This is a genomic window from Corynebacterium sp. TAE3-ERU30 (genome assembly GCF_019209925.1).
Lineage (GTDB): Bacteria > Actinomycetota > Actinomycetes > Mycobacteriales > Mycobacteriaceae > Corynebacterium > Corynebacterium megadyptis.
Genome location: NZ_JAHUTO010000004.1, coordinates 295394 through 313156, shown reverse-complemented (window position 1 = coordinate 313156; position 17763 = coordinate 295394). Strand labels below are relative to the sequence as shown.

The 17763-nt window shown below is 65.9% G+C and carries 19 protein-coding genes; 3 read left to right on the top strand and 16 right to left on the bottom strand.

Annotated elements, in window-relative coordinates; all coding sequences use genetic code 11:
* The first annotated feature begins 40 nt into the window (after positions 1-40).
* On the top strand, positions 41-1054 hold the full coding sequence (locus tag KR227_RS09605; RefSeq protein ID WP_218365129.1) for an acyl-CoA thioesterase: 1014 nt from the start codon (positions 41-43) through the stop codon (positions 1052-1054).
* A gap of 6 nt (positions 1055-1060) precedes the next feature.
* On the opposite strand, the gene KR227_RS09600 is transcribed toward KR227_RS09605, so the two are convergent.
* The 6 genes from KR227_RS09600 to purS form a co-directional block, all read right to left on the bottom strand.
* Entirely contained in the window at positions 1061-1663 is a 603-nt protein-coding gene (locus KR227_RS09600; protein ID WP_218365128.1) for a response regulator transcription factor, read from the bottom strand.
* Positions 1664-1673: 10 nt separating this feature from the next.
* A complete protein-coding gene (locus tag KR227_RS09595; RefSeq protein ID WP_218365127.1) occupies positions 1674-2822 on the bottom strand; it encodes a sensor histidine kinase in 1149 nt (382 codons plus the stop codon).
* Positions 2797-4872, bottom strand: a complete 2076-nt coding sequence (locus tag KR227_RS09590) for an MMPL family transporter (protein ID WP_218365126.1) — start codon at positions 4870-4872, stop codon at positions 2797-2799. The genes KR227_RS09595 and KR227_RS09590 overlap by 26 nt, the downstream gene beginning before the upstream one ends.
* Positions 4873-4968: 96 nt before the next feature.
* Positions 4969-7266 carry a phosphoribosylformylglycinamidine synthase subunit PurL gene (gene purL, locus KR227_RS09585; protein WP_218365125.1) on the bottom strand — a complete coding sequence of 766 codons (2298 nt, stop codon included), beginning with the start codon at positions 7264-7266 and terminating at the stop codon, positions 4969-4971.
* Positions 7267-7287: 21 nt separating this feature from the next.
* Positions 7288-7959 carry a phosphoribosylformylglycinamidine synthase subunit PurQ gene (gene purQ, locus KR227_RS09580; protein WP_151530209.1) on the bottom strand — a complete coding sequence of 224 codons (672 nt, stop codon included), beginning with the start codon at positions 7957-7959 and terminating at the stop codon, positions 7288-7290.
* Positions 7960-8202 (bottom strand): phosphoribosylformylglycinamidine synthase subunit PurS, encoded by a 243-nt coding sequence (gene purS / locus KR227_RS09575; RefSeq protein WP_151530208.1) that lies wholly within the window; start codon positions 8200-8202, stop codon positions 7960-7962.
* A gap of 113 nt (positions 8203-8315) precedes the next feature.
* Between purS and KR227_RS09570 the strand changes: the two genes are divergently transcribed.
* A complete protein-coding gene (locus KR227_RS09570; protein WP_218365124.1) occupies positions 8316-8912 on the top strand; it encodes a triacylglycerol lipase in 597 nt (198 codons plus the stop codon).
* A 349-nt stretch (positions 8913-9261) separates the two neighbouring features.
* Positions 9262-10506 (top strand): HNH endonuclease signature motif containing protein, encoded by a 1245-nt coding sequence (locus tag KR227_RS09565; protein WP_218365123.1) that lies wholly within the window; start codon positions 9262-9264, stop codon positions 10504-10506.
* A gap of 124 nt (positions 10507-10630) precedes the next feature.
* Here the strand turns inward: KR227_RS09565 and guaA are convergent, their stop codons facing one another.
* From guaA to folE, 10 genes are all read right to left on the bottom strand, one after another.
* Positions 10631-12199, bottom strand: coding sequence for a glutamine-hydrolyzing GMP synthase (guaA, locus tag KR227_RS09560; RefSeq protein WP_218365122.1), 1569 nt, complete (start codon positions 12197-12199; stop codon positions 10631-10633).
* Between the two features lie 11 nt (positions 12200-12210).
* Complete coding sequence (locus KR227_RS09555) at positions 12211-12984, bottom strand: class I SAM-dependent methyltransferase (protein WP_370625218.1); 774 nt, start codon at positions 12982-12984, stop codon at positions 12211-12213.
* Complete coding sequence (locus KR227_RS09550; RefSeq protein WP_218365120.1) at positions 12974-13300, bottom strand: cupin domain-containing protein; 327 nt, start codon at positions 13298-13300, stop codon at positions 12974-12976. Before KR227_RS09550 ends, KR227_RS09555 begins: the two co-directional genes overlap by 11 nt.
* A 64-nt stretch (positions 13301-13364) precedes the next feature.
* A complete protein-coding gene (locus tag KR227_RS09545) occupies positions 13365-14141 on the bottom strand; it encodes a pantoate--beta-alanine ligase (RefSeq protein WP_218365119.1) in 777 nt (258 codons plus the stop codon).
* Positions 14141-14959, bottom strand: a complete 819-nt coding sequence (locus KR227_RS09540) for a DUF6779 domain-containing protein (protein ID WP_218365118.1) — start codon at positions 14957-14959, stop codon at positions 14141-14143. Before KR227_RS09540 ends, KR227_RS09545 begins: the two co-directional genes overlap by 1 nt.
* A 54-nt stretch (positions 14960-15013) precedes the next feature.
* Positions 15014-15478: a DUF3180 domain-containing protein gene (locus KR227_RS09535; RefSeq protein ID WP_218365117.1), complete on the bottom strand. Its 465-nt coding sequence runs from the start codon at positions 15476-15478 to the stop codon at positions 15014-15016.
* Positions 15475-15957 carry a 2-amino-4-hydroxy-6-hydroxymethyldihydropteridine diphosphokinase gene (folK, locus tag KR227_RS09530; RefSeq protein WP_218365166.1) on the bottom strand — a complete coding sequence of 161 codons (483 nt, stop codon included), beginning with the start codon at positions 15955-15957 and terminating at the stop codon, positions 15475-15477. Before folK ends, KR227_RS09535 begins: the two co-directional genes overlap by 4 nt.
* A gap of 6 nt (positions 15958-15963) precedes the next feature.
* The gene (gene folB, locus KR227_RS09525) at positions 15964-16323 is read right to left on the bottom strand and encodes a dihydroneopterin aldolase (protein ID WP_218365116.1); all 360 of its coding nucleotides are present in this window, start codon (positions 16321-16323) and stop codon (positions 15964-15966) included.
* The gene (gene folP, locus KR227_RS09520; protein ID WP_218365115.1) at positions 16323-17174 is read right to left on the bottom strand and encodes a dihydropteroate synthase; all 852 of its coding nucleotides are present in this window, start codon (positions 17172-17174) and stop codon (positions 16323-16325) included. Before folP ends, folB begins: the two co-directional genes overlap by 1 nt.
* Positions 17175-17184: 10 nt before the next feature.
* Positions 17185-17763: a GTP cyclohydrolase I FolE gene (gene folE, locus KR227_RS09515; RefSeq protein WP_218365114.1), complete on the bottom strand. Its 579-nt coding sequence runs from the start codon at positions 17761-17763 to the stop codon at positions 17185-17187.

Genomic DNA, 17763 nt, shown 5'->3' with positions numbered 1-17763 from the left:
GCCTGTGAGCTACCAGCCCCGTCCCCCGGAGAACACACCTATGACTGAACGAGAGCAATTCGCAGCCAATCGAGCCCCCTCGCCCGAGGTCACACTACGGTTTATGGCTGCACCCAGCGATGTGGTGCTAGCCGGCAACTGGGGTGTCTCCGGCGGCCGCGTCTTGGAGTGGATCGATAAGGCCGCCTATGCCTGCGCGGTGGGCTGGTCGGGCACCTATTGTGTGACCGCCTATGTGGGCCATATTCACTTCAACCGCCCCATCCCCTCCGGCCACGTGGTGGAGGTGCGCTCCCGGATCGCGATGACGGGCCGTTCCTCGATGCACATTGTGAACGAGGTGCTCTCCGCGGATCCGCGCGATGGCCACTTCTCCCGGGCCTGCGACTGCCTGGTGATCTTCGTGGCCAAAGATCCCAAGACCGGCGCCGCCACCCCAGTGCCGAAATTCCACGCCGCCACCGAGGACGAGCAGCGGGTGGAACAGGCCGCCATTTCGCGCATCGAGCTGCGCCACGCCATCGAGGCCGAGATGGAGAAACAGAACTATGACGGCCCCAGCGATGCGCCGCGGGTGATTACCCGCTTCTTGGCCAAGCCCACCGATGTGAACTGGGGCGGCAATGTGCACGGCGGCACCGCGATGGAGTGGATCGACGAGGCGGGCACGGCCTGCACCATGGAGTGGTCAGGGCAGCGCACCATCGCCGTCTACGCCGGCGGGATTCGCTTCTACCGGCCGATCTCGATCGGCGATCTCATCGAGGTGGATGCGCGGCTGATGCGCACCGATACCCGCAGCATGCAGATGTCTGTGCATGTGCGCAGCGGTGATCCCCGGGGCGGCCGGGAACACTTGCAGCAGGCCATTCATGCCACCTTCACCTATGTGGCCACCGACCTCGACAATAATGTGCTGCCCGCCCGGCAATTCGAGCCGCGCACCGAGGATGATGTGCGACTCGCCGAGCACGCCACCACCCTGCGCGAGCTCCGCGCCAAGTACAGCCCGCATCCGCTGGTGCTGCGCGAGGGTCGCGCCTTTGTGGATTAGCAGCGCCTAGAGCAGCCCGCGCTCCGTGGCCACGTGCACGGCGCGGGTGCGGGAATCCACCCCCAGCTTGTTAAAGATATGCACCAGATGCGTCTTGGTGGTGGCCTGGGAGATAAAGAGCCGCGTGGAGATCTCCTTATTGCTCGCGCCGGTGGCCACCAGCTGCAGCACTTCGCGTTCCCGCTCGGTGAGCTGGGCGGGGGCAGGGGCCTTCAGCAGTGCCCCGGCGAGGGAGGCTTGGACGTACACCTCGCCGCGGGCCACCGCGCGAATGGCCTCCACGATGGTGTCCACGGGGGCGTCTTTGACCAGATAGCCTGCGGCGCCGGCGTCGAGGCAGGCGCGAATATCGCGCTCGCGATCATAGGTGGAGAGAATGACCACGGGCTGGCTGCAGCCGCGGATCACCTCCACCCCATCGCTATCGCTGGCCCCGAGGCGGAGATCGCAGAGCACCACATCGGGCTGGGCGGCGTCGATGGCGGCGAGTGCCTCGGCCACGCTCCCGGCCGCGGCGGCGACGTGGATCTCCGACTGGGCGTTGAGAATCGCCATAAGTCCAGAGCGCACCACGGGGTGATCGTCGATAAGCGCAACGGCAATGCTCATGCTGTGTAGTTTAGAGCGGCACCCACGCGGAGATGGCCGTGCCCTCACCCGGCGTGGACTCGATATCCAGCCCGCCGCCCAGCTTCTGCAGGCGCGAGCGCATAAAACTCAGACCGAAGCTGGTGGTGGCGCGGCTGTGCTCCCATGCGGCGACATCGAAGCCGATGCCATCATCCACGATGTCTAAGCGCACCTGCTCCTGATCGCTATCGAGGCTGACCCGCACCCGGGAGGCGGCGGCGTGGAGCCGCACATTGGCCAGGGCGGATTGGGCCACCCGCAGCAGCGCGATATCGATGGGGGCGCTGAAGCGCGCGGCGCTGTGCACCTCGAGCTCGGCGTCGATGCCGCTGCCGGCGGCCAGCCCATCCACCATGGTCTGCAAGGCCACGGCCAGCGGGTTGTCCTCCAAGCCATGCGGGGCCAGGTCGGCGACGATGCGGCGCACCTCCGCCAGATTCTCCGTGGCCACCTCCTCGATGAGCCGCAGCTTCTCCGCGTCCGGAGTGGGATGAGAGGGCTGGGCGAGCAGCCGAATGGAGCTCAGCCCTTGGGCGATCGTGTCGTGGATGTCTTGGGAGATGCGGGTGCGCTCATCCATGGCCCCGGCCTCGCGCTGCGTGGCGGCCAGCTCATCTTGCAAATAGGCCATCTCGCTATGGGCGCGCTCGAGATCATTGAGGAGGCGCAGCAATTCCACATAGCCGCGGCTCATGCCAATGGCCACCACGGCCCCGATCGCCGGGCCGAGTAACTGCGGCACGCCCACCTGATCCTTATCCGCCCACGTCGCGCCCCACACCCCAGCTAGCACCAGCAGGGCATAGACCGGCAGCAGCGGAAAACGCAGATAGTGCCCGGCGAGCAGGAAGAGCACGAAGGCAACCCAGGTAAAGGAGAAGCTCAGGCACACCAGCCCCGCCCAGAGCAGCAACAGCACGCCCAGCCGGAGACGGGGGCGGCGCAGCAGCACGAAGGCGGCGCAGAAGGCGATAACGGCCGGAAGCACGAGCAGCGGGGATACCTCGCGCAGCGCCCCGAGGGCGCCGACGATCACCAGGATGCCGGCGGTGATCGTCTCCCCCACCACCAGAATGGCGGCGGGCGAGGAACTCCGCGCCCCAAAGGGGTGCTTAGCTGGTGCTAGCGGCACAGACATACTCGGGCTCTCCTTCCTCTACTTCTTCCCCTGCTGCTTCCTCTGCTGCGGGGGCGCGGCGGGGCCACCAGATGGCATCGCCCAGCACGCCGACCGCGGCCGGCACAATGATGGTGCGGGTGAGAATAGTATCCAGCAGCACCCCGAAGCCCACGATAATGCCCAGCTGGCCCAGGGTCACCAGTGGCAGCACCCCGAGGGCCGCGAACACGCCCGCCAGCACCACACCCGCAGAGGTGATGACCACGCCGGTGTGGCTGATGGCTTCCACCATGCCCTCGCGGCTGCCATAGAGGGCGCGCTCCGTGGCGGCGCGATGGGCGAGGAAGATGGTGTAGTCGATGCCCATGGCCACGAGGAAGAGGAAGGAGAGCAGCGGCACCGAGAGGTCGAGGGCACCGACGCCGAACACGAGACTGGAGATCCAGCTGCCCACGGCGATGGCGGCGCCGGCGCTGAGCACGTTGAGGGCCAAGAAGATCGGCGCCGCCACCGAGCGCAGCAGCAGGGTGAGCACCAGCAGGTTGATGCCGAGGATCACCGGCACCAGCAGCCTCAGGTCGCGAATGGTGCCGGCGCGGGCATCCACCTCGGTGGCTTGCTCGCCGCCGACCTTCGCCTCAGCGCCGGGCACCGCGTGCACGGCCGTGCGCAGCGACCGCACAAAATCCAGGGACTCCGCGGTGCCGGGGGCGGCGTCGCTGCTCACCATGATTCGTGCCCACTGTCCGTCGGTGGAGACACCGGCCGGCATGGCGCGCACCACATCGTCGAGGCGGTTGATGGTGGCCAGCACCTCGTCCTGGTGGGAGACGCGGGCGAGCACAGAGCTGGGCTGGGCCTCGCCTGCGGGGAAGTGCTCCGCGAGGGTGGCGAAACCGGCGGCGGACTCGGTCTCCGTGCGGAATTTCTCCATCTGATTCAGCCCCACCGTGATCGACGCCAGCCCGGCGGAGAGCCCGCCGAGCAGCACCACTCCGCTCAGCAGCACCGCCAGGGGACGGCGCATGACGGCGGTGGCCACACGGCGATAAATCCGAGGCTCGGCGGCGGGATCACCCGGCTGCGGGATCCTCGGCCACAGTGCCTTTCGGCCGGCCAGCGAGAGCGCCGGGGGCAGCACGAGGAGTACTGCCACGAGGGCGAGAAGAATGCCCACCGCGGCGACAATCCCTAGCCCACGGGTACCGGGGATGACGGCCAGGCCGAGGCTGAGCAGGGAGAGCACGACGGTGAGATTAGAGGCCGCGATCGCCGGGAAGGACTGCGTCCACGCCGCGGCAAGCGCCGTGCGGTGATCCTCGTGGCGCACCAGCTCCTCGCGGTAGCGGGAGATGAGCAGCAGGGCGTAATTGGTCCCGGCGCCGAATACCAGCACCGAGACGATGCCGGCATCGAATTCCAGACCGAACTCCGCGCCGATCCAGGCCGTGAGCACCGCGGCCACGCGATCGGCGAGGGCCACCACGGATAGCGGGATGAGCCACAGCACTGGGCTGCGATAGGTGAGGATGAGCAGCAGGGCGACGATGAGAACGGTCACGGCCAGCAGGGTGATATTCGCCCCTTGGAAGGCGGCGGCCACGTCGGCGCCGAAGGCGGCACCGCCGGTGATGGTGATAGCGAGCTGCTGCGGGGCCGCGGCGGCGATTTCGGCCCGCAGTCCGGCGAGATAGGTGCTCATCTCCGTGCCGCTCTCGGCGGCGGGCACCGGCAGCGTGATAAGCCCCGCGCGGGCATCATCGCTGAGCATGGGGCGGGCCTGCTCGGCGCCTGGGATGGCGTGGGCGGCGGCCACCAGATCCGCCTCGCTGAGCGGGGAACCATCCCGCTGCTGCACCACCGCCAGCACGGTGTCCTCATCGGCCCCAGGGAAGTGCTCCACCAGCCGGGCCACCTGGGTGGATTCAGAATCGGTGGGGGCGGCCTGCCGAGCATGCGAGGCCTCGGCGCCGCCGAGCACCGCAAAGAACACACCGATCAGCCCAGCGATGAGAGCGAGGGTGATCCAACTATTCCGGGCGCTGCGAAAACTACGAGTGACATCCATGCCCTCAAGTTCAGCATCGACGCAGGTGAGCGCACATCGTGCACAAGAATGAACCTGGTATCAACCATATGGTTGATACCAGGTTCAGGGGCGCTCTTAGACCACGGAGTTAGCGCCGGCGGCGTGGCCGAACAGATCAGGCAGCGTGGAGGTCCACGCCTGCTCCAGCTCGGCCACCGCTACCTGGAGGTGCTCTCCGCCGGGTAGCTCGAGGTCCACGGTGTCCGTGTCTGCCGTGGCGCCGAGCTCCGTCACCGGCACTCCGCACTCGGCGGCGCGGGCCGTCACGGCGGCGCAGTCTTCCTCGCGGACGGCGATCACTGCCCGGGAGGCCGACTCCGAGAAGAGTGCGGTGGTGGGCTGCGGGGCGACGTCGACAAGCGAGAGCTGCATGCCGCGACCCGAGTGAATGGCCAGCTCCGCGATGGCCTGGGCAAGCCCGCCCTCGGAGAGATCGTGGGCGGCGAGGATATCGGTGGAGCCGTGGAAGAACTCGGCGAGGGCCTGCTCGCGGGCGAGATCAACGCTCGGCGGCATGCCGGAGAGATCCTCGGCTACGACCTGCTGGTAGATGGATCCGCCCAGCTCTTCCTTGGTCTCGCCGAGCAGCAGCAGGCGGGTGCCGGGGGCCGCGTCGGCGGGGATGTGCGCCGGGATGGATTGGGCGACATCGTCGATTACGCCCAGCACACCGACCACCGGGGTGGGCAAAATGGCTTCGGTGCCGGTCTGGTTGTAGAAGGAGACATTGCCGCCGGAGACGGGAATGCCCAGCTCGCGGGAGCCATCGGCAAGCCCGTGCACGGCCTCGCGGAATTGCCACATCACAGCCGGATCCTCGGGGGAGCCGAAGTTGAGGCAGTTGGTGACGGCGATGGGCCGGGCGCCGGTGACCGCCACGTTGCGGTAGGCTTCTGCGAGCGCCAGCCGGGCGCCGGTATTCGGATCGAGCTTGGTGTAGCGGCCCGAGGCGTCAGCGGAGACGGCCACGCCGCGGCCGGTTTCCTCGTCGATGCGCAGCACACCGGAGTTGGCGTTGCGGGCCTGGACGGTATTGCCGCGCACATAGCGGTCATATTGCTCGGTGATGAAGGCGCGGGAGCATAGCGCCGGGGAGCCGACCATGCGCAGCCACACCTCGCGGGCCACGGCGGCGTTATCGGCCTGCGGGATCTCCCGCTGTTGCTGCAGATCATCCTGCCAGTCCGGGCGGGCGAAGGGGCGCTCGTACACGGGGCCCTCATTGGCGATGGTGTGCGCCGGGGCGTCCACCACGACCTCGCCGCGGTGCTTGATCACGAGGTGCTCGCCCTCGGAGACCTCGCCGATCTCGGCGCAGGTGACATCCCAGTGCTCGCAGATGGCGCGGAAACGCTCCACGTCCTCGGGGCGGACCACGGCGCACATGCGCTCCTGGGATTCGGAGGACAGGATCTCCGCGGCCGTCATGTTCTCGGCGCGCAGCGGCACGGCATCGAGGTTGATGGTCATGCCGCCGTCGCCGGAGGCGGCCAGTTCGGAGGTTGCGCAGGCGAGGCCGGCGCCACCGAGATCCTGGATGCCCACGACCACGCCCGCCTGGTAGAGGTCGAGGCAGCACTCGATGAGCACCTTCTCCGCGAAGGGGTCGCCCACCTGCACCGCAGGGAGCTTGCGCTCGGCGCCCTCTTCGAAGGTGTCGGAGGCCAGCACGGAGACGCCGCCGATGCCGTCGAGGCCGGTGCGGGAGCCGAAGAGCATCACCTTATTGCCCTTGCCGGAGGCGAAGGCGAGCTTGAGGTCATCCACCTTGAGGGTGCCTACGCAGAGCGCATTCACCAGGGGGTTGCCAGCATAGGAGGGATCAAATACGGTCTCGCCACCAATATTGGGCAGACCCAAACAGTTGCCATAGTGGGAGATGCCATCCACCACGCCGGGCAGGACGCGCTGGGTGTCCGGGGCATCGGCGGGGCCGAAACGAAGCTGATCCATCACGGCGATCGGGCGGGCGCCCATGGCCATAATGTCGCGGACAATACCGCCCACGCCGGTAGCGGCGCCCTGGTGCGGCTCCACATAGGAGGGGTGGTTGTGGGATTCCACGCGGAAGGTCACGGCATTGCCATCGCCGATGTCCACCACGCCGGCGTTCTCGCCGATACCAGCGAGAATCTTGGAGGCCATATCCTCGGTGGTGGTCTCGCCGAAGTAGCGCAGATGCACCTTGGAGGACTTATAGGAGCAGTGCTCGGACCACATCACCGAGTACATCGCCAGCTCGGCGTCGGTGGGCCGGCGGCCCAGGATCTCGGTGATGCGCTGGTACTCGTCATCCTTCAGGCCAAGTTCCGCATAGGGCTGCGGGGCGTGGGGATCCTTGGTGGCGGCGGCCACTGTGTCATTGAACGTCATAAGTAGTACTTCCCCTTATTCCTAGGCAGCGACTCGTCCGATAGCGGAAAGGAACAGCTCCAGCCCGTCGAGCGAGGGGCCGGTGAGCTCCTCCACGGCGTGCTCTGGGTGCGGCATCAAGCCCACCACGCGACCATTCTCCGAGCACACTCCCGCGATGCGGTTCATGGATCCGTTGAAATTATCGGTGTAGCGGAACACCACGCGGCCGGTATCTTCCAGCTGCGCAATGGTTTCCGCGCTGGCCTGGAAGCGGCCCTCACCGTGCTTTGCGGGGATGAGGATCTTCTGCCCCTCGCGCAGCGTGGAGGTCCAGGCCGTATCGGCGTTCGCTACCTCGAGGTAGGTATCGACACAATGAAAATGCAGGCCCTGGTTCCTAGTGAGCGCACCAGGAAGCAGACCTGCTTCTGTAAGAATCTGGAAACCGTTACAGATTCCCAGCACGGGCATGCCCTTGGTGGCCGCCTCGATCACGGATTCCATCACCGGCGCCAGCGCGGAGATCGCCCCGGAGCGGAGATAGTCGCCATAGGAAAAGCCGCCGGGCACAACCACGGCATCCACGCCGCGCAGGTCCGCGTCCTTATGCCACAGGCTCACGGCCTCAGCGCCGGCGAGACGCACCGCGCGGGCCGCATCGACATCGTCGAGCGTGCCAGGAAAAGTAATGACACCAATCTTCGCGCTCACTTACACCACCTCAACGCCGAGGACCTCGAAGTCCTCGATCACGGTGTTGGCCAGCAGCTTTTCAGCCACCTTTTCCAGATCTTCAGGGGTCACGGTGTCTTCAACGTCTAGCACGAAGCGCTTGCCCTGACGCACATCCTTCACTCCCTCAACACCGAGGCGCCCGAGTGCGCGCACCACGGCCTGTCCTTGGGGATCGAGAATTTCCGTCTTGGGCATCACGTTCACAACTACACGAGCCATAAGTTTTTGCTCCCTATATAAAGCGTGGATTCTAGGCCCACTCAGCTTAACCCCTCCACAGGACATTCCCATTTCATTTGCCCGCAGCGGGGGTGAGAGCACATGCTTAAGGCATGCTTCGACATCTGATTCCGCGGCGCGGGCGCCTCCCTGAGCTGCACAGCACGGGCCGTCCCGTGGTGCTTCTGCACGGCACGCTCAGCTCGCCCGGCAACTTCGCCGACCTCGCCGCCGCGCTCGATGGCCGCGGCCGCCGCGTGATCGTCCCCGAGTATGGTCGCCGTGGCACCACATCGCTCATGGAGTGCGTCGACGAGGTGCGTAGCACGCTTATCGACGCCAACTCGCAGCTCGACATCATCGGGCATTCCCTCGGCGGGCTGGTGGGGCTCCTCGCCGCCGACTGCCCCGAGCTGCAGGGACGCATCGGCCAAATCATCGGCCTCGGGGCCTGCTGGCGCGGAGTCCCGCCGTATCCGCGGTGGAGCCAGGCCATCATCGCCCGCCTCCTCGGACGCAGCTTCGTGGACATCATGCAGCCCTTCTCGCCCGTGATCCCCGCTGGGGTAGAGGTGGTGTCCATAATCAGCACTCGTGACACAACCGTGCCGGAGTATTCCTCGCGGCTCGGGCGCGTGGTTGAACTACCTGGGGTGCACCATGCTCGGCTTCCCGACCAGGTCGAGGCCGTGTGTGAGGTGCTGCGCTAAGCGGAGCGGCTGCCCTTTTCTGCCCCGCGCTATGAGGTTGTGCAGGGAAGCGTCGACAAGCGTGCTGCCGCGACTGATGTTAGGCGGTGTGCGATAGGTGCCAGTGTTCGAATGGGCCAGTTTGTCCGTTTGTGCTGTATGTAGCTTGTTTTATGGTGCCGTGCTCTGCTTTTTATTTAGCACGTTTGTTCGATTAAGTGCGATGGGGTGTCCGTCGTAAATGAGATACTAAGGCCACCAAAACCACCACTCGACACAAGGACAGCACATGATAGATCCCACAGCGTTCCCCCTCCCCGACGATCAGCACTACCGAAGCATCTTTGGCTATAGATCAGTGAGACAACGGATGGCCGATGAGTCCCGGCGCTTCTGCCACGAACGCCACTGGGAGGCCGATTCCCCGCTGAGCACCGAACTGGGGCTGAGCGAGTTCGACCCCCTAGCCGAGAATGCTCGCCGCATCCGCTTAGCCCTGCATTTACTGCGACAGTACGAAGCCGATGAAGAGCACTACGACGCCTTCTGCTCCCACATGGCGAAACGCTTTAGCTGCACCGACGGCTATATTCTCAAACACCTCGACCTCGCGCGGACGCTCAGACGATTCCCCCTCGTCGCCGCCTTTCTCAACTCCCGGCCTGTATTCAACGACGCGCATCTGTGGGCCTTTACCTATGCGGTCGAGGCCATAGAGGATGAGTTCATCGCCGAATTCGAGGTGCGCTTTTTAGACCGGATACTCCCCCGCGTCGACCACCAAGCCCTCAAAGGCCCCTACTGGCTGAGCTCACGCATAGCGGAGATACTGCGCATGATCGACCCGCCGGCCGCAGAAACAGATGAGCCCGATCCCCAGCGAGAGGAGCGCGAGTGGGTAGACATCAACCACAATCAGCTGAGCAACACAGTGACCATCACCGCCAACCTGGACGCCCATCGCGGCACCCTCGTCGCCGAAGCCATCACTAAGGCGGCGACACAGGGACGCACCCGCGCCGATGGGCTGCTCGGGCTCATACTCAACACCATCGACCTCGACGTGGTCATGCACGTCTACGGGGATTGGTTCAACAAGGGCGCCTGGACTCCCACCACCGGCTGGCTGGGGGATCTCGCCACGGAGGAGATCCTCAACTGGATCACACACCTCCAACTGCTCTCCGATTCAGAGAAACCCGGCTACCAGCCCACCGAGGCGCAGCGGCATGAAGTCATCGCCCGTTATGGGTGCTGCAACCACCCCGGCTGTGCCGTCCCCGCGAATCGCTGCGAGATCGACCATATCGCCGAATGGCAGGAGGGCGATATGACAGCCACATGGAACCTGCAACCGCTGTGCAAGCGCCACCACAATATGAAGACCCTCGGCGAATACACCGTCACGGTCGATCCGCAGGGCACCACCACCTGGCGCTCCAAGAGTGGCGAGATCTCCTGCTCCGTCGCAGAGGGCGTCTCCGCCAAGATGCGCCGCGTCAGCCTGGACGAGCGAATGACGAATCGCAAAAAGGCCAAGCGCGACAAGAATGAGCGCGTCATGGCCGCCACCGGCACCGTTCCCTTCGACCGGAACGAACCGGCCCCCTTCTAGGCCTGACACACCCTAAAAACTGAATAGAGAACACGAAAACCGCCCCCTTCACTGCATCATTGCGGAAGGAAGCGGCTCGTGGTGCCGAGCACAGGCGTGATCGTCCCGAGGGACGACCAGCCCGTTACTCCCACTCGATAGTTCCTGGGGGCTTGGAGGTGACGTCCAAGACCACGCGGTTGACGTCCTCCACCTCGTTGGTGATGCGGGTGGAGATCTTCTCCAGCACATCAAAGGGCAGGCGGGTCCAGTCCGCGGTCATAGCGTCCTCGGAGCTGACCGGTCGCAGCACGATCGGGTGGCCATAGGTGCGGCCATCGCCCTGCACGCCCACCGAGCGAACATCGGCCAGCAGCACCACGGGGCACTGCCAGATCTCAGCGTCAAGACCGGCTGCGGTGAGCTCGGTGCGGGCAATGAGATCCGCCTTGCGGAGAGTCTCGAGGCGATCCTCGGTGACCTCACCGATAATGCGGATGCCCAAGCCGGGTCCGGGGAAGGGCTGGCGGCCCACGATCTCCTCGGGCAGGCCCAGCTCGCGGCCCACCGCGCGCACCTCGTCCTTGAACAGCAGGCGCAGCGGCTCGACGAGCTGGAACTCCACGTCATCAGGCAAACCGCCCACGTTGTGGTGGCTCTTAATATTGGCGGTGCCGGAACCTCCGCCGGACTCCACCACATCTGGGTACAGGGTGCCCTGCACGAGGAAGTCCACGCTGGAGCCCTCGGGGGCATCCTCCAGCACACCGGCGACGGCGCGCTCGAAAGAACGGATGAACTCGTGGCCAATGGCCTTGCGCTTATCCTCCGGATCGGTGAGGCCCTTGAGCTTGCCCAGGAAGGCATCGGCCTCGTGCGCGGTCACCAGTTTGGCGCCGGTAGCGGCCACGAAGTCCTGCTCCACCTGCTCCCGCTCCCCGGCGCGCAAGAGCCCGTGGTCCACGAACACGCAGGTGAGGCGATCGCCGATGGCGCGCTGCACGAGCGCGGCGGCAACGGCGGAGTCCACGCCTCCGGAGAGGCCGCAAATCGCGCGGCCATGCTCGCCCACTTGCTCACGGACGGCGTCGATGAGCTCGGTGGCGATGTTCTCGGCGGTCCAGTTCTGCTCCAGCCCGGCGATCTCCGTGAGGAAGCGCTCGAGCACTTCCTGGCCATGCGGCGAGTGCATGACTTCGGGGTGATATTGCACGCCGGCCATGCGCTTGTCGACGTTCTCAAATGCGGCAACCGGCGCACCGGCGGTGGTGGCGGTGACGGCGAAACCCGCAGGGGCCTCGGTCACGGCATCGCCGTGGCTCATCCACACCTTGTGGGTGGGTTCGAGCCCGGCGTGAAGCACGCCCTCGGTGGCAGAGAGATCGGTGCGGCCATACTCGCGGGCGCCAGTGGCTGCCACGGTGCCGCCCAGGCTGGCGGTCATGTACTGGAAGCCATAGCAGATGCCGAAGATCGGCAGGCCGAGCTCAAAGATGTCGGAATCGAGCCGCGGTGCTCCTTCGGCGTACACCGAGGAGGGCCCACCGGAGAGAATCAATGCGGCCGGGTTCTTGGCCTTGATCTCCTCAGCCGTGGCTGTGTGGGGCACCACCTCGGAATAAATATTCGCCTCGCGCACGCGGCGCGCGATTAACTGTGCATACTGGGCGCCGAAATCGACGACCACAACAGGATGAGAATTCGCTTGCGTCACAAATGCTTAGCCTAGCAGCCTTTGCGTGCCACGAAAGCCACCGCCGAGAGCTGCTCACGGTGCCGCCGAAATACCGAGCGCATCTGCATAATACGGCGCCGCGCAGTGGGGTTACGGAGGACGCGGTAGAAGAAGCGCAGCGCCCCGCCAAGTCCTTCATCGGCGATGATGCGGGAGGGCTCCAAGAGCCGCATGGGGCTGGTGTCGGTAGCAACTACCTCGAAGCCGGCCTCCTCCAGCAGCTGCTGCCATTCCTCAGCCGGTAGCGGGCGCGCGCCCACTTTGATGCTGCGCGAAATCTCCCGCGACACCTCCGTGGCATTATCGCCCGAGACAGCGAGCTCGTGGATCGCATAGCGGCCACCGGGGGCGAGGAGACGATAGGTACGCTCCATGACCGCCTTTTTATCCTCGGTGCTGAGCATGGTGAGCATGGCCTCCCCCACCACCAGATCGGCGGAGCCATCGGGCAGCTCATGGGAGCGGGCATCGGCCACCACCTGCTCGGCCTCGGGGTGGCCGCGCAGCACCTCGGCCAGCTGGGCGCTGCCCTCGGGATTGGGGTCCACGCCGCGATAGCTGCGGGGATGTGCCGCCAGCAGTATCTCAGCGGTGCGCCCCACTCCGGGCCCGAGCTCCACAATGCGGTCGGAGGAGGTGGGGTGCGCGGCCTCGATGAGGCGGGTGGTCAGCTCAATACCGCCGGGGCGCAGCACCCGCTTGCCCATGCTGGCCAGCAGCCAGTGTCCTTGCAGGTATTTTTCGGCGGGTCCTTTACGCGACATCGACATCCACCATCACAAGGCTCATATGGGAGGGCTCGAGGGCCTCGAGGGCGTGGCGCTCATTGGGGGCGAGATAGATCACGTCGCCGGGGTGCATCTCGTGCTCCTCGCCGGCAACGGTGAAGCTCAGGCGGCCGTCGAGAAGCTGCACGACGACGGCACGGGGAGAGGCATGCTCGGTGAGGACCTGGCCGGCGTCGAAGCTGAATACGACAGTGCGCAGGTGCTCGTTATTGACGAGAACGCGGGAGGTGGTGGCTTCGCGGGCGATGGGAAGATCGCTCAGCACGCCAAGGGCGACGGTGGAGGAATCCATGGGTAACTCCTAGAAAGAGGAAGGTGAATATACCCTTATGGATTTTACACCGATTTTTCCGTGTTTAGTCCTCGCTGAGGTTCTTAAACCCGATGCCGACGGGCACGCCGACATTATCGATGAGCCGCACCCCGTCAATAGTGGCGGCCACGAGCAGGCGGGCCTCGCCGCGCTCAGGGGCTGGGCCGAAGGTACGGGCATCGCGCAGCTCCACATACTCCACGTCCATCCCCGAGAGAATCTCGCGGGCGGTGTCGAGCACCGCTGCGGCGCCATCCTCGGCGCGGTGCGTGGCAGCCAGCAAGGCCGCAGACAGCACCGTGGCCCGATCAATCTGCTCCGCAGACAGCTCGGCCAGGGCGGGCTGCAGGGCCACGCCCGCGGCGGAACGAGTCGGCGGCACCCCGCGCACCGTGGTGGTGAAACCATATTCGGAGATCAGCCGCTGAGTAAGCAGCATGAACTCGAAATCACGTTCGCTAAGCACCACCTGATGCGGATTCACCAGCACCAGCAGGCGAAGCAGCGCGGACAGGCGCGCTTCCAGCGGCTCAAGGCTCGGGGCATCGAGGCGCACGCTCAGCGCGGGCGGGGCCGGCGCGGCGGCGAGGGCATCCACGCCCAGCTCGCGGGCGTGCTCCTCGGGGCAGTCCCCCACTACCACCACGACGGCACGCGGCACCGTGCGCGCGGCGCGCACCAAGGCCACATGCTGCGGCGCCCAGGACTCACTCAGCGGCACGAGCACGACCGGGCGGCCCGTTTTGCGCATAGCGGAAGCGAAAGTGCGCAGCATCTCGGGGGAATCAATCACCCGTGCTGCACCAGGTTCAAAAGCCATTATTTATTGAAATTCTTCAGCAGATCAGCCACAGACACCGACCCGCTGCGCTCATCGGCGCGGCGGCGGCCATGGTGCGAAGGCTCGGGCTCCGGCTCGGGGGCAGGGGCCCACACGGGCTCGGGCTCCGGTGCGGGCTCCGGCTCGGGCTCGGGCTCTGGTTCCGGTTCGGGTTCGGGCTCCCACAGCGGCTCGGGCTCCGGTTCCGGCTCCGGCTCGGGTTCCGGCACAGGCTCGGGCTCCGGGGTCTCCTCGACGCGATTGAACACGGTGGTCTCCGCATCAAAGGGCGAAGAGCTGCTTGGCTGCTCCGGCTGTGGATCCCAGCGAATGCTGGAGGCTTCCTCGATCTCATGGATACGCTCGGCGGCGGCGCTGAGCGTGGTCGGCTCGTAGTACACCTGACCAGTCAGCCGCTCGAGCTGTTCGCGGACGATATCGAGCTGCTCCCGCATAATGGCGATGTTCTCGTCGCGCTCCTCGCGGAGGGCCTCGAGATAGTCCTGCTCGATCTCCAGCTGCTCGGCACGGTGATCGGCGCGCTCGCGCTCCAGCTTCTCCTCGTAGAGATCCCGCTGCACGTTCAGCGCCGCAGTCGCCTCCTCAACCTGGTTGCGATAGCGGAACACAAGGAAAAAGCCCAGCACCGCGGCCCAGAGGGCGGCGAGCACGGCGAGCTTCATCATCGCGTCATTGTTCATGAACAACATGAGCAAGCTGGCGGCAAGTGCCAGCACCACCAACACGATCAGCGCGATCTGGCCTTTGTCACTTTGTTCGGCGTGCTGCTGTTCTTCAGGAGGGGTGGGGGAGCTCATGAATCCTTAATCTACCTAAAACTACCTTCTCGTGGGCTGAGCCCGCGCGGCACGTCAGGCGGGTTCTCCATCTGGCGAGGGCGGCACGCTGCATCCACGCTCGAGATATATTCCGGCGGCGGCCAACGCCACACCCGCCGCCGCGGAGGTCACGACCCCCAGCAGATCATTCTGCGCAGCGGTAAGCGTGCCGGCCTTGGGCACCACGAAGGTGGCCATGCCCACATACCAGCCGCCCACAATCGCGCCGGTCCACGCCGAGGCTTTCGCCACCACCAGCCACAGGGCCGCGGTGGTGGGGTTGAGCTGGGAGCGGTCCATGCCGATATTGCTGTGATCGACGTTCTCGCGCACCCTTCTGCCCAAGACCACGCAGATCAGCGCCATCGCCCAGAGCGTCACCGAGGCCGTGGCCGAGACGGTCACCAAGGAGCCATAGCGCCCCCAGGTCAGGATCGCCCCGGCAAGCGCGGTGAAGCCGCCGGCAGCCAGCAGCACAGACATGCGGGTGCGTTTCATGCGATCACCTTATCGATCGGAGTAATGGCGGCGCGGTCGGCGGCCGGGAGGGCGTCGATAAGCGCGCTGATAGAGCGGCCGCCGAGGACGGCGTCGGGAGCGATCTCGTGCCATGGAATGAGCACAAAGCCGCGCTGATGGGCATAAGGATGCGGAACCGTGAGCACGGGATCCGTGCTGCTGAAGCCCTCGATGTCCACGATGTCTACGTCGAGGGTGCGCGGGCCCCAGCGGCGCAGACGCACCCGCTCGGCGCGGGCCTCAAGGGCTTGGCCGCGGGCGAGCAGCTCCCGCGGGGAGGAATCGGTGTCCACGATGAGCACGGCATTGAGGAAATCCGGCTGATCCTCCACACCCCAGGGCGGGGTGGCGTAAAGCGAGGAGCAGGCCGCCAGCTCCGCCTCGAACTCGTGAAGGACGCTGGCCAGATGCTGTCGGGAAGCACCGGTATTGGAGCCGATCGAGATCACCGCACGCATAGTCACCTACTTCCTCCGGGAGCGACGAGCTACCACGGCCACATCGCGGAAGGGCAGATCGATGGGGGCCTCGGGTTTATGGATGCGCACCTCGATGGCATGCAACTGCGGGAAGGTCTCCATGGCGCGCTCGGCGATAGTGGAGGCCACCGTCTCGATGAGATCGGCGGGCGGGCCGGTGAGCACGGCGTGGGCCAGCTCGGCGAGCTCGCCATAGTGCACGGTGCCGGCGAGCTTGTCCTCGCGGGGAAAGTTCAACCAACAGGTGATATCGGCGATGAAGCGCTGGCCCTCGCGCTTCTCGAAGTCGAAGACCCCGTGATAGCCGGTGGCCTCCAAGCCGGTGAGTTCAATGCGATCAGCCACTAGCCCTCCTCCACATCGCCGGGGTGATTCCACAATTGGGCCACATCCACGGCATCGCGGGATAGCGCCACATCGTGCACGCGGATGCACCAGGCGCCCTGCTGCGCGGCGATCGCGGTGACGGCGGCCGTGGCCGGATCCGGCGCGGAATCGAGACCGCGGCCGACGCGAATCGCTGCGAGGAAGCGCTTCCGGGACGCGCCCACCAGCACGGGGAACTCGCCGGAGGTAAAAACATCTAGGTTGTGCAGCAGCTGCCAGTTATCCAGGGCGGTTTTAGCGAAACCCAGCCCCGGATCGACCGTGATATTCTCCGGCCGCACCCCAGCGTCGATGGCGGCGGTGGTGAGCTCGGCGAGCGCGCGGCGCACATCCTCCACCACACTGCCCGGGGTATGCGCGGCGCCGGAGGCATTGCCGAAGGTGGCGGCCTTCCAGTGCATGAGGCACACCGGCAGGTTCGTCTCGGCCATCACGGCGCGCATCTCCGGATCGGCGAGGCCGCCGGAGACATCATTAATCAGATCCACCCCCGCCGCTGCGGCGGCCGCGGCCACGCTGGCGCGCATGGTATCCACGGAGGTCTTAATACCTGCGGCGTGCAGGGCCGCGATCACCGGCACCACCCGCTCGCGTTCCAGCACGGGATCCACCCGCGTGGCGCCGGGGCGGGTGGATTCCCCGCCGACGTCGATGATGTCCGCGCCCTCGGCCACGAGCCGGCGGGCGTGCTGCACCGCCACCTCGGGGTCGAGATATTTGCCGCCATCCGAGAAGGAATCCTCGGTGACGTTCACAATGCCCATCACCGTGGCGCGGTGCGGGTGACGAAGGGAAGCGAGGCTGGTCATGGCAGTATTCCTAGCATCCACGGATCAGGCTGAGGACTTCGGCACGGGAGGCAGCGGAGCGTTGGAAACCGCCCCGCACCGCCGAAGTGGTGGTCATGGCGCCGGGCTTGCGAATGCCGCGCATCCCCATGCACATATGCTCGCACTCGATCACCACGATCACCGAGTGCGCGCCCAGCTTCTCCACGAGGGCATCGGCCACCTGAGTGGTCAGCCGCTCCTGCACCTGCGGGCGCTTGGCATAAAGATCCACCAGTCGGGCCAGCTTGGACAGGCCGGTGACGGTGCCATTGCTGCCCGGGATATAGCCGATATGGGCGCGCCCATAGAAGGGCACGAGGTGATGCTCGCACATCGAGTAGATAGGAATATCGCGCACCAGCACCAGCTCCCGGTGCCCCTCATCGAAGGTGGTGTTCAGCACGTCGGCGGGATCCTCGCGCAGCCCGGCGAAGATCTCCTCATAGGCGCGCGCCACCCGCCCCGGGGTGGCCGCGAGGCCCTCACGGTCCGGGTCTTCACCGATAGCGATCAGGATCTCGCGCACCGCACGCTCAATGCGGTCGGCGTCAAACTCGTGCTCGCTCAT

What these genes read in the sequence shown, in the direction of transcription:
- KR227_RS09605 (WP_218365129.1), top strand. Translation starts at nt 41, where the DNA reads ATGACTGAACGAGAGCAATTCGCAGCCAATCGAGCCCCCTCGCCCGAG.
- KR227_RS09600 (WP_218365128.1), bottom strand. Translation starts at nt 1,663, where the DNA reads ATGAGCATTGCCGTTGCGCTTATCGACGATCACCCCGTGGTGCGCTCT.
- KR227_RS09595 (WP_218365127.1), bottom strand. Translation starts at nt 2,822, where the DNA reads ATGTCTGTGCCGCTAGCACCAGCTAAGCACCCCTTTGGGGCGCGGAGT.
- KR227_RS09590 (WP_218365126.1), bottom strand. Translation starts at nt 4,872, where the DNA reads ATGGATGTCACTCGTAGTTTTCGCAGCGCCCGGAATAGTTGGATCACC.
- purL (WP_218365125.1), bottom strand. Translation starts at nt 7,266, where the DNA reads ATGACGTTCAATGACACAGTGGCCGCCGCCACCAAGGATCCCCACGCC.
- purS (WP_151530208.1), bottom strand. Translation starts at nt 8,202, where the DNA reads ATGGCTCGTGTAGTTGTGAACGTGATGCCCAAGACGGAAATTCTCGAT.
- KR227_RS09570 (WP_218365124.1), top strand. Translation starts at nt 8,316, where the DNA reads ATGCTTCGACATCTGATTCCGCGGCGCGGGCGCCTCCCTGAGCTGCAC.
- KR227_RS09565 (WP_218365123.1), top strand. Translation starts at nt 9,262, where the DNA reads ATGGCCGATGAGTCCCGGCGCTTCTGCCACGAACGCCACTGGGAGGCC.
- KR227_RS09555 (WP_370625218.1), bottom strand. Translation starts at nt 12,984, where the DNA reads ATGTCGCGTAAAGGACCCGCCGAAAAATACCTGCAAGGACACTGGCTG.
- KR227_RS09550 (WP_218365120.1), bottom strand. Translation starts at nt 13,300, where the DNA reads ATGGATTCCTCCACCGTCGCCCTTGGCGTGCTGAGCGATCTTCCCATC.
- KR227_RS09545 (WP_218365119.1), bottom strand. Translation starts at nt 14,141, where the DNA reads ATGGCTTTTGAACCTGGTGCAGCACGGGTGATTGATTCCCCCGAGATG.
- KR227_RS09540 (WP_218365118.1), bottom strand. Translation starts at nt 14,959, where the DNA reads ATGAGCTCCCCCACCCCTCCTGAAGAACAGCAGCACGCCGAACAAAGT.
- KR227_RS09535 (WP_218365117.1), bottom strand. Translation starts at nt 15,478, where the DNA reads ATGAAACGCACCCGCATGTCTGTGCTGCTGGCTGCCGGCGGCTTCACC.
- folK (WP_218365166.1), bottom strand. Translation starts at nt 15,957, where the DNA reads ATGCGTGCGGTGATCTCGATCGGCTCCAATACCGGTGCTTCCCGACAG.
- folP (WP_218365115.1), bottom strand. Translation starts at nt 17,174, where the DNA reads ATGACCAGCCTCGCTTCCCTTCGTCACCCGCACCGCGCCACGGTGATG.
- folE (WP_218365114.1), bottom strand. Translation starts at nt 17,763, where the DNA reads ATGAGCGAGCACGAGTTTGACGCCGACCGCATTGAGCGTGCGGTGCGC.